We start from the raw sequence: 13,760 nt of genomic DNA on the forward strand, positions 1-13,760 counted from the left end.
CGCCTGCGCAAACCGAAACAGATTGGCATGAGCGACAAGATCATCGAAGTGGTGGCCGGCGCCTTGATGCGGCCGAATGGCGAATTCATGCTGGGCAGCCGCCCGGCGGGCAAACCCTATGCCGGCTACTGGGAGTTTCCCGGCGGCAAGGTGGAGCCGGGCGAGACGCCCTGGCAGGCGTTGCAGCGGGAATTCGCCGAGGAAATGGGCATCGTGCTGACAGCCGCCACGCCCTGGCTGACCAAAACCCACCATTACGAGCACGCCTCGGTGCATTTGCGCTTTTTCCGCATCTGGGCCTGGGAGGGCGAGCCGCAGCCGCACGAAGGGCAAGCTTTCGCCTGGCAGCAGCCGGGAAGCTATACGGTCGAGCCCATGTTGCCTGCCAATTTTCCCATTCTCAAGTCGCTGGAGCTGCCGGATGTCTATGCGATCAGCTGCGCGCACGAGATAGGCGAAGCGGCGCAGCTGGAGGCCTTGGCGAGTAAGAAACCCCCGCTGGTGCAGGTGCGCGAGCCGGCGATGAGCCGCGAACAATTGGCGGAGTTTGTGTCCCGCGCGGCAGCCATCGTGCATGGCTACGGCGGCAAGCTGGTGGTCAACGCCGATCCGGCCTGGCTAAGCGGCTGGTCGGTGGATGGCGTGCACCTGAGCGGCGCGCGGCTGCATGCCTTGAGCGAGCGGCCCGATTTCGCCTGGGTGGGCGCGTCCGCTCACCAGGCGGCCGATTTGGCCAAGGCAGGCGAAATGGGGCTGGATTACGCTTTGCTTGGCCATGTGGCCGCCACCGCCAGCCATCCCGGCGAAGCGCCGCTGGGCTGGGCGGGTTTCGCCGCCATGCTGGCGGGCGAGGTGCCGCTGCCGGTTTACGCCCTGGGCGGCATGAGCCTGGCCGATCTGCAAACGGCGCGAGAGCATGGCGCGCATGGCGTGGCCCTGATGCGGGGGGCTTGGCGGTGACTAAGCAACAGCGCAAGTGGCTGCTCATCGCGGTGGCTTTGCTGGTGTTCGGCGCCATCAAGTTCGGCCTGATTTACTGGTATCTGCGGCACAAGCCCAAAGCGCCGGCGGCGCAGACCTTGTCCTGCGACATCGTCAAGACCGCTTGCGTTTTGCCCGGCGGCGGCCGTTTGAGCTTTGTCTCCGCGCCGGCGCATGGGCAGCCGTTCGAGGTGCGTCTGAACGGCGTGGAGGCGCTTGAGGCGCCAACGGCTGACTTTTCTATGCCGGACATGGACATGGGTTTCAACCGCTACACCTTCATCAAGGATGGCGACGGCTGGAAAGCCAAGGTCACCTTGCCGATGTGCGTCAGCGGCAGCCGCGCCTGGCGGCTGGAGCTGAAGTCCGGCGCTGGCCATTATCAGGTGCCGTTCTCGGTCGTCCGCTGATAGCGGCCGCATGAAAAAAGCTCCCGGACGGGAGCTTTTTTTCGCTGGCTGGCGCCGGCTTACTTGGCGGCGGAAGCGGCCTTGTGGTGCTTCTGCTTTTCATGCGCGGCGCCGGAAGCGTGCTTCTTGTGCGATTTCTTGTGATGCTGCTTCTTGTGCTCGGCCTTGTGTTCAACCTTCTTTTCAGCGGCCGGAGCGGAAGCGGCCGGGGCAGCGAAGGCGGAAGTGGCGAAAGCGGCAGCGATCAGAGCGGTCAGCAGTTTTTTCATGATGTTCACCTTCCTGTGTGACTTTTTGGTATAAGCGCGCCAGGGCGCGGTCGGGGGTAGCCCAACCCTGTTAAGAGCAGGGTCGGCGGCGAAGGTTCATGAAAAATCGCTGAAAAATGAGTAATTTATTGTAAATGTCATGCGCAGCCGTTTACACCAGATAGCTCAGCGCCACGCCGGCGAACACCACCGCGCCGACGCGGTTGTTGTCCAGAAAGGCCTTGAAGCACAGCGCGCGATCGCGGTTCTTGATGTCGCGGTATTGCAGGCCGATCAACGCCACGGCAATGGCCAGTCCTGCGTAGTAGGGCCAGGCCAGCGCCAGGTGGACGCCGATGGCGGCCATCATGGCCAGAAACAGGCCATGGCAGATCATCACGCCGGCCACATCGTAGTCGCCCATGGTGATGGCCGAGGTTTTGATGCCCAGTTTCAGGTCATCCGGCTTGTCGCTGATGGCGTAGGCGGTGTCGTAGGCGACCACCCAGCACAGATTGGCCAGCAGCAGGACCCAGGCCAGCAGCGGGACCTGCCCGGTTTCGGCGGCGAAGCCCATGGGGATGCCGAAGGAGAAGGCAATGCCCAGCACCGCTTGCGGCATCGGGAAAAAGCGCTTGGTGAAGGGGTAGCTGGCCGCTACCAGCAGCGCCGGCACGCTCAGCAGCTTGGTCAGCAGGTTCAGCGGCAGCACCAGCAGGAAAGACAGAACGGCGAGGAAGGCCGCCAGCAGAAGCGCTTCCTTTTGGCTGACCGCGCCGCGGGCGAAGGGACGCTGCTTGGTGCGGTCTACGTGGGCGTCGAAGTCGCGGTCGGCGTAATCGTTGATCACGCAGCCGGCCGAGCGCATCAGGAAGGTGCCCAGGCAGAAGATGGCGATGACCGGCAGATGCGGCTTGCCGCCGGTGGCCATCCACAGCGCCCACAGCGTGGGCCATAGCAGCAGCAGGGTGCCGATGGGCTTGTCCCAGCGCATCAGCTGCTGGTAGTTGTCGTAGCGGTCGCGGAGCGTGGCGAGCGAAATCACAGGAAATCCTTCAGCGCGGGCAAAAACAGTTCGGTCAGCAATAGCGGGGCGTCATTGAGCAGAAAGCGGCAACGGCGCGCCGGATACGCCGCGCCGGCCTCGATGGCGGCGGCGGAGCGGGCCAGCGGGTGGCCGCTTGCCAGCATTTGGTATAGCAGCGGCTCGCGGCGCAATTCAGGCAGCTCGCCAAACAGGGTCAGCCCCAGGGAGCGGCTGCCGCGCGCCAACACAGGCAGCCAGGCGGGGCAGTCGCGATGGATGGCGCTGCGGGCGTACACCACCGGCACGTCGTTCAGCGTCAGCGCCACATGGCGGGCATACACCGGCGCGCCGGCAGGCAGGCCCAGCAGGACGGCTTCGTCGGGCTGGGTTTGGCTCGCGCCTTGCTCCAGCACCTGGACGGCGAAGCGGTGGCCGCCGGCTTGCAGCCGCAAGCTCAGCGAGGCGGGTTCGGTCAGGCAGTCCAGAACGGAGGCGGGCAGATCGGGCGGCGCGGCGCGCCAGGGGGCTTTGTTAACCATGGCGCGCATTATGCCAAAAGCGGGCGGCGCTTGTCGCCTGCGCCGTATCGCCGAAGGTGTCTTGACGTTATCATGATGCGGTGCGCGATGGCGGGGGATGGCATGCTGGACCTGATGTTGTGGCTGCTGGGATATCAATTGCTGGGCGAGGTTGTGGTGCGGCTGTTGGGCTGGCCCTTGCCGGGGCCGGTGCTGGGCTTGCTGCTGCTGTTCGCCACGCTGTGGCTGCGCCGCTCGGTGCCGGCCACCTTGCAGCGCGAGACGCCGCGCTTCCTCGGCCATATGTCGCTGCTGTTCATTCCGGCCGGCGGCGCGCTGATGGCCTACGGGCCGCTGCTGCGCTCGCATGGCTGGCAGTTGGCGCTGATCCTGCTGGCTTCCACGCTCGCCACCTTGCTGATCACGGCCCTGGCGCTCAAGCTGCTGCTGCGCGGGAGGCATAAATGAACCCTGCCATTGTCAAAGCGGTGCTGGATTCGCCCTTGAGCGGCGTGTTCGTCACGCTGCTGGCCTATCGTCTCGCCTTGGCGGCCAATCGCCGCTGCCATGGCCATCCGTTATCCAATCCGGTGTTGATCGGCGTGCTGCTGGTATTGCTGTGGCTGTGGCTCAGCGGCAGCAGCTATGCGCAATACATGAATGGCGCGCGTTTTATCCAATTGATGCTGGGACCGGCCACGGTGGCGCTGGCGGTGCCGTTGTACGGCAATCTGGCCCGGCTGAAACGGGCGGCGCTGCCCCTGCTGCTCAGCATCGGGATAGGCGGCGCGGCGGGCATGGTCAGCGCGGCGGGTTTGGGCTGGTGGCTGGGCCTGGAGCAGCCGGTGCTGGTGTCGCTGGCCACCCGGGCGGTGACCACGCCCATCGCCATGAGCCTGGCCGGCGGCCTGGGCGGCGTGCCGGAGCTGGCGGCGATGTTCGTCATCGTGTCCGGCATTCTGGGCGCGGTGCTGGCGCCGCCTTTGTTCAGGCTGATCGGCTGGCACGACGACATGCTGCTGGGCGTGGCCACCGGCGTGACCGCGCATGGCATAGGCACGGCGCGGGTGTTCCATCTGTCGGAAACCGCCGGCGCTTTCGCCGGATTGGCGATGGGGCTGAACGGCGTTTTCACCGCCATGCTGCTGCCATGGCTGGTGCGCGCGCTTGGCCTCGGTTAGCATGCGGGGTCGCGGCGGTTTTGAGGTGAAGACAATCCGCCGCAGCGTAACAAGGAGAACGATATGGATTTGATTTTATGGCGCCACGCCGAAGCCGAGGACGGCGCGGATGATTTGGCACGCGCGCTGACCCGGCGCGGACAGCAACACGCCAGCCGCATGGCGTCCTGGCTGCGCGACCGGCTGCCGGACAATTATGTTTTGCTGGCTTCGGAAGCCAAGCGCTCGCAGCAGACGGCGGCCTATCTGGCCAAGAGTTACACCGTGCTGCCGGAGTTGAACCCCGGCGCGGCCGTGGAAGAGGTGCTGGAGGCGGTGGCTTGGCCCCATGCCGACAAGACGGTGGTCCTGGTGGGGCATCAGCCTTATATCGGCTGGCTGGCGGCGCGCTTGCTGGCGGAGCAGCAGCAGATGTGGAGCGTGAAGAAGGGCTCGGTATGGTGGCTGAACCATAGAGAGCGCCATGGTTATGAACAGGTCAGGCTAAAGCTGATGCTGACGCCGGGGATGCTGGAACCGTGAGCCCAGACCCCGCCCCTTATCCCAGTCCGACGCCCCGCCTTGCCGGGGCGTCTTCTTTTTGCGCTGTGGGCAGCGTGTCGCGCCAATGCCCTCGCCATCCCTCAATCCGCTCGGGCTTCGCCTCCTGCCGGGCCGGCAATGTCTGCGCCCCATGCCCTGATATCGATTGCGTCGTCCTGCTGGCATCGCTGCGAATGGACATAGTCGCTGCCGGCAAGTTCGCATGCGACGGCGTCGCGGCCCTGTTCCAGACCTCGCTTCAGCGTGCGCAGCTCGTTCAGCTTTTGCACCGAGAACGCGAGCCGGTTTTTCAGATCCTGGTCCAGCGCGGTTTCCGCCGCGGCGTCGAAAGGACTGTGCAGCAGCGAGCAGCTGGATGATAGCCACAGTCTATCGCCCAGCGGTTTGGCCAAGGTCTGCAATTGCGCAAGCCTGGCCGACAGATCGGCGCGCCAGATATTGCGGCCGTCGATGACGCCGGCGGAAAGCACCTTGTCCGCCGGATAATCGGGCAGGAAGGCGGCGATCTGCACCGGCGCGCGGACCAGATCCAGGTGCAGGCCGGCCACCGGCAGCGCCTTCAGCAGCGCGGCGCGCCCGGACACGTCGCCGAAATAGCTCGCCAGCAGCAATTTGGGCGCGTCCTGGGCCAGTTGAGCGTAAGTCGGCGCGAAGGCGTCCAGCCAGTCGGGCTCCAGGTCCTGGGCCAGGATGGGGTCATCTATCTGCGCCCACGCCACGCCGGCCTGGCGCAGCGCTGCCAGTAGATCGCGATAGGCGGCGACCAGGCCCGGCAGCAGCGCGAGCGCATCGAAGGCCTCGCCCTTGGCCTTGCCCAGCCGCAGCAGGCTGAGCGGGCCCAACAACACCGGCTTGGCGGCGATGCCCAGCGCCTGCGCTTCTTTGCACTGCGCCAGCAGCCGTTGCGGCTGGGCCGCAAAAGCCGTGCCGGCATGCCACTCCGGCACCAGATAGCGGTAGTCGGTGTCGAACCATTGCGCCGTCTCCAGCGCCGGTTGTCGCGTGTTGCCGCGCGCCAGCTCGAAATACTGCGCGGTGGTCAGCGCGGCGGCGTCAAAACCGAAGCGGGCCGGCGCGGCGCCGACTAGCAGCTGGGCATCCAGCACGTGGTCGTACAGCGAAAAATCGCCGACCGGGCTCAAGTCTATGCCCGCGCCTTTTTGCAGCAGCCAATGCTTTTGGCGCAGTTCTTTGGCGCCTTGCAGCAGCGCGGCTTCATCGATTTCGCCTTGCCAGTAGTTTTCTTGCAGCGTTTGCAGCTCGCGTTTGGCGCCGATACGGGGAAAACCAGGCAGGTGGGTGAGGTGGGGCATGTCGCAGATTCCTGTCTGTTCGGGATGGAACAAGCATCCGTCATCATGGTGTATGATTCAAACTCATTATTTTGCCGTTCAACATGAATGAAATCGATGATGTCGACTTTGGAATTGCGGCATTTAAGAAGCCTGCTGGCCTTGGCTGACAGCGGCAGCGTGTCGCAGGCGGCGCAACGCTTGTTCCTGACGCAATCGGCGCTGTCGCATCAGCTCAAGCAGCTGGAGGCCGGGTATGGCCTGGCCCTGTTCGAACGCAAAACCCAGCCCTTGCGCTTTACGCCGGCGGGGGAGCGGCTGTTGTCGCTCGCCCGCGAGCTGACGGCCAAGGTGGCGGCGGCCGAGCGCGATCTGGCTAGGCTGCGTCAGGGCGAGGCCGGCGAGATCCGGGTGGCGGTGGAATGCCATACCTGTTTCGACTGGCTGATGCCGGCGATGGACGCCTTCCGGCAAAATTGGCCGGCGGTGGAGCTGGACATCGTATCGGGTTTTCATGCCGATCCGGTGGGGCTGCTGATCAGCGGCCGCGCCGACCTGGCCATCGTGTCCGAGGCCGAAGTGCAGGACGGCGTCGTCCACCTGCCCTTGTTCGCTTACGAGATGGTGGCCATCGCCGCGCGCGACCACCCCTTGGCGGCCAAGCCGGTGTGGCAGGCGCAGGACTTCGCCGCTGAAACGCTGATCCATTACCCGGTGGCGGACGAAATGCTGGACCTGCTGCGCAAGGTGCTGAAGCCGGCAGGGGTGGACCCGGCGCGGCGCACCGCAGAGTTGACCATCGCCATCATCCAGCTGGTGGCCAGCCGGCGCGGGGTGGCGGCGCTGCCATATTGGACGGTGCAGCCTTATCTGGAGCGCGGCTATGTGGTGGCGCGCCAAGTGGGCGATCCCGGCCTGCGCAGCGAGCTGTATGCCGCGATACGCGTCGACGATGCCGAGCGCGCCTACATGCTGGATTTCGCGCAGACGGTGCGGGACAGCAGCTTCGCCACCTTGCCCGGCCTGTCAGCGCTGACTGGCTGAGGGGGCTGGCGCAGCGGGGCGGTATTCATTCAGAATATCGCCTCCGGCGAATGGGAGGGGGAATGGAACACACGACGCTGGCGGATGTGCTGGAGCAGGTCCGCCGCCAGGCTTTGCCCGTGGACGACCGCGAATACTGCGTCGCGCTGCATGATTTCGTGCGCGAACGCATCCAGTTCGGCTTTACCAGCGGATTCGAAACGGTGACGCCGCTGCGCACCTTGGCCTTGGGCCGCGGCCATTGCAACGCTCAGGCCGATTTATTGTGCGCCTTGCTGCGCGAGGCGGGTTTCGAGGCGGCCCTGCGTTTTGTCGCGCTGGACAAGCGGGTGTTGCGCCACGCGGTGCCGCTGCCGGTGTGGCTATGTCTGCCGCAGCGGCTGTTTCATGCGGTGACGCGCTTGCGCCTGGATGGCGGCTGGCGGCATATCGACAGCTATATTTTCGATCGTCGCGGTTTCGAGCGGCAGCGGCAGCGCTTGTTCCTGGCCGGTTTGCCCCAGGGTTATGGCCTGGGGCGGGCGGCGGTCTGCGAATGGGATGGCCGCGGCGACGCGTTTTCCCAGGCCATCGCCGCCGATCTGCGGCCGGACGATCCGGTCTACGCCGCCTTGGCGGAGGCTGTGGCGGCCAAGGCCGGCAACAACCGCTTGCTGGGCATCCATTTCAACCATTGGCTAAGTCTGGCCCCAGCGCGAGCGAAACGCTGGGGCGAAGGATATCTGAACCGCTGCCTGGAGGCGTGAGCCGCCAGCGCGGCGTTTGCGTAGAGGAATCAAGATGGGCATCAAGAGATTGAACCATGCCGTGCTGTATGTCAGCGATGTGGCTGAGAGCGCGGCGTTTTACCGCGATGTGCTGGGTTTTCGGCCCAAGGAGGGCATGGTGTCGGAGCGGGCGGTATTCGCCCAGGCCGCGCATTCGGACAATGATCACGATCTGGCGCTGTTCAGCGTCAATTTGGGCCAGCAGCGTTCCGGGCCGTTCAGCCCGCGCGGCGAGGCGCCGGATCCGCATCAGCCCAAGGCCGGGCTTTACCATCTGGCCTGGGAGGTGGATACGCTGCTGGAGCTGAAGCGCATCCGCGACGAGCTGGCCAGCCAGGGGCGATTGGGCATGGAGGAGGATCACGGCGCGCACAAGAGCGTGTACGGCAACGATCCGGACGGCCTGCTGTTTGAAGTGGCGTGGTTTCCGCCCGAAGGCTGGCATGCAGACGGCCATGCGCCGGCAGAGGATGGCGCGCTGGATTGGGATAAGGAATTGGCCCGCGACGCGGCCTGGTCAAGGTGAGGAGGCGCGCTCCGGCAGGTAGCGTTCTCTAAGCTTGGGAAGCTGCCGCCACAAACAGGCGGTGGTTTCCGGATGGCGCGCGGCGAAGTCGCGGCTGAACACCCAGTAATAGGTCTTGCCTTTCAAGGGCGGAGACAGGCGGCGGATTTTCAATTCCGGGTGGTGGCGCAGATACAGGTCGCCCGCCAGCTGATGCAGCGCGTAGGCGTCGATGCGGCCGGCTTGCAGTTTGGCGAAGTTGTCCGGGATGCCGTGGCTTTCCTCCACCGGCAGGCCCCGCGCCAGCAGGTCCTGGCCTATGGACCAGCCTTGGTTGATGCCCACCGCGGTTTGCAGGCCGCTCAGATAATGGCCGTCCCAGCGCAGCGGCGAATCCTTGCGCACATAGAAGGCGTAATCGAAGGTGGCCATGCGGTAGGCGGGGTCGGCCTGGCCCTTGCGCAAGGGATAGGCCATCCGATCGGCGCGCTCGGCTTTGTAGGAGAGCAGCAGCGCGCTGTCTATCCGGCCCAGGCTCAAGTTTTGCACGATGCGCTCGCCGGGCAGCCGTTGGAAATCGCCTGCTTGACCGCAATGCGCCAGCGACTGCCGCGCCAGCTCGATCGCCCGGCCGCGCGGAGGCGCGTCGGGCGAGGGGTCTTCAATCACATAGGGGCTGGTGAGCGCATCGCTGACGGCGATTCTCAGTGGAGGCGCGGCCAGCGCCGACATGGGGCTCAGCCAAGCCAGCGCAAGCAACAATCGCGGCATCGATGGCAGGTAGAAGGCGGCAATGGCGCGCATTCTATCAGCATCTAATTAAAATAACGGTCTTATATAGAATTGATTGGTTAATAATTGTCGAGCGCCGCGCCGGTCTCCAGTCCCAATTCCTGAATTTTGCGCGTCAGCGTATTGCGGCCCCAGCCTAGCAGATGGGCGGCCTCCACTTTGCGGCCGCCGGTATGCGCCAGGCTGGAGCGGATGCAGGCGCTTTCAAAGCGGCGTGTCAGATCATCGGCGATGCCGGTTTCGCCGGCGCGCAGGCGGCGGCTGATCTCTTCCATCAAGGGCATTTCCCAATCCAGCTCGTCCAGGCCCGCAGTCAGGATGGACGGACCCTCGCGCAGCTCCGGCGGCAGATCGGCGATTTCCACCGTCTGCCCCGGCGCCATCACGCAAATCCATTGGCACAGGTTTTCCAGTTCGCGCACATTGCCGGTGAAGGCGCTGCGCTGGATCAGCGACATCGCCGCCTCGGACAGCCGCTTGGGCTCCACGCCCAGCTGGGAGGCGCTCTTGGCCAGGAAGTGCTTGGCCAGCAAGGGGATGTCCTCGCGCCTTTCCCGCAACGGCGGCAGCCGCAGCCGGATCACGTTCAGGCGGTGGAACAAGTCTTCGCGGAACAGGCCGTCGCGGACCCGCTGTTCCAGATTCTGATGGGTGGCGGCGATCACCCGCACATTGGCCTTGATCGGCGTATGGCCGCCGACGCGGTAGAACTGGCCGTCCGACAGCACGCGCAGCAGCCGGGTTTGCAGCTCGGTGGGCATGTCGCCGATTTCATCCAGGAACAGCGTGCCGCCCTCGGCTTCTTCAAAACGGCCGCGCCGGGTGGCCAGCGCGCCGGTGAAGGCACCTTTCTCGTGGCCGAACAGTTCCGATTCCAGCAGGTCCTTGGGAATGGCGGCGGTGTTGAGCGCGATGAAAGGCTTGCCGGCGCGCACCGAATGGCGGTGCAGCGCCTCGGCCACGCGCTCCTTGCCGGTGCCGGATTCGCCAGTGATCAGCACGGTGACGTTGGATTGCGCCAGCCGGCCGATGGCGCGGAACACGTCCTGCATCGCCGGGGCCTGGCCCAGCAGCACCGGTATCGCTTCCAGACTGTCGCCGCCTTCGGCCTGCGGCTGGTTTTCCGCCAGCGCGCGTTCGATCAGCAGCACCGCCTGATCGATGTCGAAGGGCTTGGGCAGGTATTCGAAGGCGCCGCCCTGGAAGGCCGACACGGCTGAGTCCAGGTCGGAGTGGGCGGTCATGATGATGACCGGCAGCTGCGGGTGCTCTTGCTTGACCTTGGCCAGGAACTTCAAGCCGTCGGTGCCAGGCATGCGGATGTCGGAGATGATGGCTTGCGGAATGTCGTCGTACAGCGCGTTCAGCGCGTCGTCGGCGCTGGCGAAGCTGGAAAAGCCGATGCCGGCGCGGGTCATCGCCTTTTCCAGCACCCAGCGTATCGCCTTGTCGTCATCGATGATCCAGACGGGTTGGGCCATGATGGTTCTCCTCGCGTTCTTTATTATCGTTTCGGTTGCGTTGTCAGCCGCCGCTTTCCAGGTGGAAGGGCAGCAGCACGGTGAAGCAGGTCTGGCCGGGGCGGGATTCGAACTCTATGCTGCCGCCGTGCTGGTGGACGAAAGCTTGCGCCAGCGTCAGCCCCAAGCCGGTGCCCTCGGCGCGGCCGGTGACCAAGGGATAGAAGATGTGATCCTTGATCTCGTCCGGAATGCCGGGGCCGTTGTCTATGATTTGCAGCTTGAGCGCCAGCTGGTGGCGCTTGCGGGCCAGCGTGATCTGGCGCGCCACCCGGGTGCGCAGCGTGATCTGCCCTTGGCCGCGCATCGCCTGCACCGCGTTGTTGACGATATTGAGCACCACCTGGATCAGCTGCTCCTTGTCGGCTGACAGCATGGGCAGGCTGGTGTCGTAATCGCGGATCACCGCCAGGCTGTGCGGATGCTGGGCCAGGGCGATGCTGCGCACCCGCTCCAGAACCTCGTGGATGTTGATCTGGCTGCGGGTATGGCTGCGATGCGGCGCCAGCAGCCGGTCCACCAGGGTTTGCAGCCGCAGCGCCTCCTCGGTGATGACCTCGGTGTATTCCTTCAGCTCCGGCCGGTCGGCCAGTTCGTGTTCCAGCAACTGCGCCGCGCCGCGTATGCCGCCCAGCGGGTTCTTGATTTCATGCGCCAGGTTGCGGATCAGCTCACGGTTGGCCTGGTGCTGCAGCAGCAGCCTTTCTTCGTTGGCGATCTTCAGTTGCTGGTCCAGCGGGCGCAATTCGATCAGCGCCAGCTGGCCATCGACATCGACCGGGGTGATGGACAGCGTGACGTGCAAGGCGGCGTCATTGTGCTGCGGCTTCAGTTCCAGATCGTGTTCGATATAACTGGCGCCCTGGCCCAGGGCGGTGTCCAGCGCCTGGCGCAGGGCGGGGCAGGGGTGGAACAGCTCGGTCAGGCTATGGCGCAGCAGCTCCCGGCTGCCCAGCGCCAGCAGGTTTTCGCAGGCGGGGTTGACGAATTGCAGCGAGGCGTTGGCGTCGCAGATCAGGACCGGCGTGTCTAATAATTCCAGTCCGGCAAAGCTGGGAGTCGGCATCGGCATCCGCGGGTTGTCCAGAATGAAGGGCTTGGCCTGATACAGCAATAAACGCGCCAGCTTTGCACGGCCGCAATGACGGCGGGAAGCGAGCGGCGCAGGCCAAGGCTGGACTTATTTTGCACCAATATGGTGCATTTGTCAGGGCTGGCCCAGCTCGTCCTTCAGCGCCGCGACGTTTTTCTCGCGGTCGGTGACTTCATCCTGCAGTTTTTTCACCCGGTCCAGGTACTTCTGGTAATTGCGGGCCTCGTCGCCCAGCCGGGTGGCTTTGCCGTCGGCCAGCGCTTTTTGCGCGGCCGCTAGGGCTTTCTGCTCATTGGCGAGTTCGGTTTCCAATATCTTGCGCCTGCCGTTGTCGCGCTGCTTTTGCGTATCGGCGTCGACGCTGGGATAGCTGCCTGATGCGGCCGGCTTGCCGACCGAGCTGCCGGCCTTGCGGCCCGGGTAGCTGGAGATGGGGTTGAGCGTGATCGGCTGCGCCCCGCGGATGGGCACATTGGTGTAGGTGACGTTGCCGTTGGCGTCGACATACTTGTAGATGGTGGCCGCCTGGGCAAGCCCGCAGCAAAACAGGATCAGGAAGGCAAGTGTCTTCATTGTCGGAAACGGGGTGGGTGCCCTTGCATGATAAGCCCAATCGACGGCGGCGTCATGAAGCGAATGGCCGGGAAATGAAAAACGGCAGCCTGGGCTGCCGTCTTGAGGTCGAGAATCCGAAAGGATTCAGCGAGTAGTACACGATGCCATTAAAACCAATGCTTTCGCCCTGCATCAAGCAAAACAGGGGACAAAACAGGGGACAGCCAGAGCCTGCTAGGGGGTAATTTGAGCGGATGCACCGTCTTGGTGCGGGTTTTCGCGGCTGCTCTGCGATGGCGCATCGCATGGGGTTAATGCCACACGCGACCACGCGGCCGGCTCAGACCGCCAGCAGCTCATTCATGGGGTTGGTTTTCGCAAACGCACTCGAACGGCACTCGCGCCCCCTGGCGCCCATACATCAGAGCATTGCATGGGATTGTTTTCGCAGTCGTTCATGGGGTTGATTTCGCAAATCAGCCGATCAGGTGATTGATGGCCGTCTGAGCGGCGTCGATTCCGTCCACCTTGAAGGGCATGTGCTGCGTTTCCTGCCGGAGCTGGTCAAGGATGGCTTGGGCCTTCAGGGCGTGATACTGGCGAACGGACTTCAGCGACGCGGCCTGGGCGTGCTCGATGTGCTCGTTGATGGCGATGAAGTGCGATTCAGCCACGCGCGCCGGCGTGTCCTGGCCATGCCGCAGCGGGACAACATAGTCCGGCTCACGGTAGATGACGATGCGGTCGCGCGGCCGGGCCAGTTGGGCGACGATGCCCAGCACGATGAAGATGATGAAGATAATCGACATTCGATCAGCATAGCACCGGCGCCGGCTTCAGTCTGCTGCTGGGCTGTCCACGGCCTATCCGTCGAGTGCTCTAATTCTGCGGATCTGCAGAATAAGCGCCTGTTTGCGCCTGCGGGACGGCTAGAAGGTGGGGCGCGTTGGCGGCGCTGAATGCTTACTTTTGCTTACCGGGCGGCTGTTCGTCGCCGGCGGCCCGGTGTCAGGTTTTGACAGGTCTCTGCGGCATGCTTGGCTTCATCGTTTTTCGTCGCCTCGCGCGCCACTCCATCGCCCAAAATGCTAACAATTACTAACATCTCATGGGGTTTGCTTGTGCCGCGACTGACACCATCATTTACCATCGCCCGCAGCGCCACTGCATCGCCCCAGATGCCAACAATTGCCAACCTCTTGGCCTGCCCTGTTGCCTTGGCATCGCCGGGCATGCCGCCTTAGGATTTCTTAGGGATGTGATGGCGGCCGCTTCGCCCGGCAA

At 64.5% G+C, this 13,760-nt stretch carries 18 protein-coding genes; 8 read left to right on the forward strand and 10 right to left on the reverse strand.

Going from position 1 to position 13,760, the window contains the following annotated elements:
- Positions 1 to 27: 27 nt before the first annotated feature.
- Both NKT35_RS13080 and NKT35_RS13085 read left to right on the forward strand, forming a co-directional pair.
- Positions 28 to 960 (forward strand): Nudix family hydrolase, encoded by a 933-nt coding sequence (locus tag NKT35_RS13080; protein WP_254293602.1) that lies wholly within the window; start codon positions 28 to 30, stop codon positions 958 to 960.
- On the forward strand, positions 957 to 1,391 hold the full coding sequence (locus tag NKT35_RS13085) for a hypothetical protein (RefSeq protein WP_254293603.1): 435 nt from the start codon (positions 957 to 959) through the stop codon (positions 1,389 to 1,391). The genes NKT35_RS13080 and NKT35_RS13085 overlap by 4 nt, the downstream gene beginning before the upstream one ends.
- 59 nt (positions 1,392 to 1,450) lie before the next feature.
- Here NKT35_RS13085 and NKT35_RS13090 read toward each other — a convergent pair whose 3' ends face one another.
- From NKT35_RS13090 to NKT35_RS13100, 3 genes are all read right to left on the reverse strand, one after another.
- Positions 1,451 to 1,660, reverse strand: a complete 210-nt coding sequence (locus tag NKT35_RS13090; protein ID WP_254293604.1) for a hypothetical protein — start codon at positions 1,658 to 1,660, stop codon at positions 1,451 to 1,453.
- A gap of 151 nt (positions 1,661 to 1,811) precedes the next feature.
- Positions 1,812 to 2,684: a 4-hydroxybenzoate octaprenyltransferase gene (ubiA, locus tag NKT35_RS13095; protein WP_371926343.1), complete on the reverse strand. Its 873-nt coding sequence runs from the start codon at positions 2,682 to 2,684 to the stop codon at positions 1,812 to 1,814.
- Entirely contained in the window at positions 2,681 to 3,205 is a 525-nt protein-coding gene (locus NKT35_RS13100) for a chorismate--pyruvate lyase family protein (RefSeq protein ID WP_254293605.1), read from the reverse strand. Before NKT35_RS13100 ends, ubiA begins: the two co-directional genes overlap by 4 nt.
- 72 nt (positions 3,206 to 3,277) lie before the next feature.
- Between NKT35_RS13100 and NKT35_RS13105 the strand changes: the two genes are divergently transcribed.
- The 3 genes from NKT35_RS13105 to NKT35_RS13115 all read left to right on the forward strand — a co-directional run bounded on the left by NKT35_RS13105 (position 3,278) and on the right by NKT35_RS13115 (position 4,887).
- Entirely contained in the window at positions 3,278 to 3,652 is a 375-nt protein-coding gene (locus NKT35_RS13105; protein WP_254293607.1) for a CidA/LrgA family protein, read from the forward strand.
- Positions 3,649 to 4,365, forward strand: coding sequence for an LrgB family protein (locus NKT35_RS13110; RefSeq protein ID WP_254293609.1), 717 nt, complete (start codon positions 3,649 to 3,651; stop codon positions 4,363 to 4,365). The genes NKT35_RS13105 and NKT35_RS13110 overlap by 4 nt, the downstream gene beginning before the upstream one ends.
- A 63-nt stretch (positions 4,366 to 4,428) precedes the next feature.
- Complete coding sequence (locus NKT35_RS13115; protein ID WP_254293611.1) at positions 4,429 to 4,887, forward strand: SixA phosphatase family protein; 459 nt, start codon at positions 4,429 to 4,431, stop codon at positions 4,885 to 4,887.
- A gap of 101 nt (positions 4,888 to 4,988) precedes the next feature.
- On the opposite strand, the gene NKT35_RS13120 is transcribed toward NKT35_RS13115, so the two are convergent.
- On the reverse strand, positions 4,989 to 6,221 hold the full coding sequence (locus tag NKT35_RS13120; RefSeq protein ID WP_254293613.1) for a hypothetical protein: 1,233 nt from the start codon (positions 6,219 to 6,221) through the stop codon (positions 4,989 to 4,991).
- Between the two features lie 96 nt (positions 6,222 to 6,317).
- Here NKT35_RS13120 and NKT35_RS13125 point away from each other — a divergent pair, with 96 nt between their 5' ends.
- The 3 genes from NKT35_RS13125 (at position 6,318) to NKT35_RS13135 (ending at position 8,537) form a co-directional block, all read left to right on the forward strand.
- Positions 6,318 to 7,244, forward strand: a complete 927-nt coding sequence (locus NKT35_RS13125) for a LysR family transcriptional regulator (RefSeq protein WP_254293615.1) — start codon at positions 6,318 to 6,320, stop codon at positions 7,242 to 7,244.
- Positions 7,245 to 7,306: 62 nt separating this feature from the next.
- On the forward strand, positions 7,307 to 7,990 hold the full coding sequence (locus tag NKT35_RS13130; RefSeq protein WP_254293617.1) for a transglutaminase-like domain-containing protein: 684 nt from the start codon (positions 7,307 to 7,309) through the stop codon (positions 7,988 to 7,990).
- Between the two features lie 34 nt (positions 7,991 to 8,024).
- Positions 8,025 to 8,537 (forward strand): VOC family protein, encoded by a 513-nt coding sequence (locus NKT35_RS13135; protein WP_254293619.1) that lies wholly within the window; start codon positions 8,025 to 8,027, stop codon positions 8,535 to 8,537.
- On the opposite strand, the gene NKT35_RS13140 is transcribed toward NKT35_RS13135, so the two are convergent.
- The 6 genes from NKT35_RS13140 to NKT35_RS13165 form a co-directional block, all read right to left on the reverse strand.
- Positions 8,529 to 9,320, reverse strand: coding sequence for a substrate-binding periplasmic protein (locus tag NKT35_RS13140; RefSeq protein ID WP_254293621.1), 792 nt, complete (start codon positions 9,318 to 9,320; stop codon positions 8,529 to 8,531). The two genes, NKT35_RS13135 and NKT35_RS13140, sit on opposite strands and share 9 nt — an antisense overlap.
- A 47-nt stretch (positions 9,321 to 9,367) precedes the next feature.
- The gene (ntrC, locus tag NKT35_RS13145; protein WP_254293623.1) at positions 9,368 to 10,789 is read right to left on the reverse strand and encodes a nitrogen regulation protein NR(I); all 1,422 of its coding nucleotides are present in this window, start codon (positions 10,787 to 10,789) and stop codon (positions 9,368 to 9,370) included.
- Positions 10,790 to 10,832: 43 nt separating this feature from the next.
- Entirely contained in the window at positions 10,833 to 11,942 is a 1,110-nt protein-coding gene (gene glnL / locus NKT35_RS13150) for a nitrogen regulation protein NR(II) (RefSeq protein ID WP_254293626.1), read from the reverse strand.
- Between the two features lie 93 nt (positions 11,943 to 12,035).
- Complete coding sequence (locus NKT35_RS13155; RefSeq protein ID WP_254293627.1) at positions 12,036 to 12,494, reverse strand: DUF4124 domain-containing protein; 459 nt, start codon at positions 12,492 to 12,494, stop codon at positions 12,036 to 12,038.
- Between the two features lie 458 nt (positions 12,495 to 12,952).
- Positions 12,953 to 13,285, reverse strand: a complete 333-nt coding sequence (locus tag NKT35_RS13160) for a hypothetical protein (RefSeq protein ID WP_254293629.1) — start codon at positions 13,283 to 13,285, stop codon at positions 12,953 to 12,955.
- 164 nt (positions 13,286 to 13,449) lie between these two features.
- Positions 13,450 to 13,710 (reverse strand): hypothetical protein, encoded by a 261-nt coding sequence (locus NKT35_RS13165; protein ID WP_254293631.1) that lies wholly within the window; start codon positions 13,708 to 13,710, stop codon positions 13,450 to 13,452.
- Positions 13,711 to 13,760 lie beyond the last annotated feature (50 nt).

Origin of the sequence: Chromobacterium sp. IIBBL 290-4 (assembly GCF_024207115.1) — a bacterium.
In the GTDB taxonomy this organism is placed as follows: domain Bacteria; phylum Pseudomonadota; class Gammaproteobacteria; order Burkholderiales; family Chromobacteriaceae; genus Chromobacterium.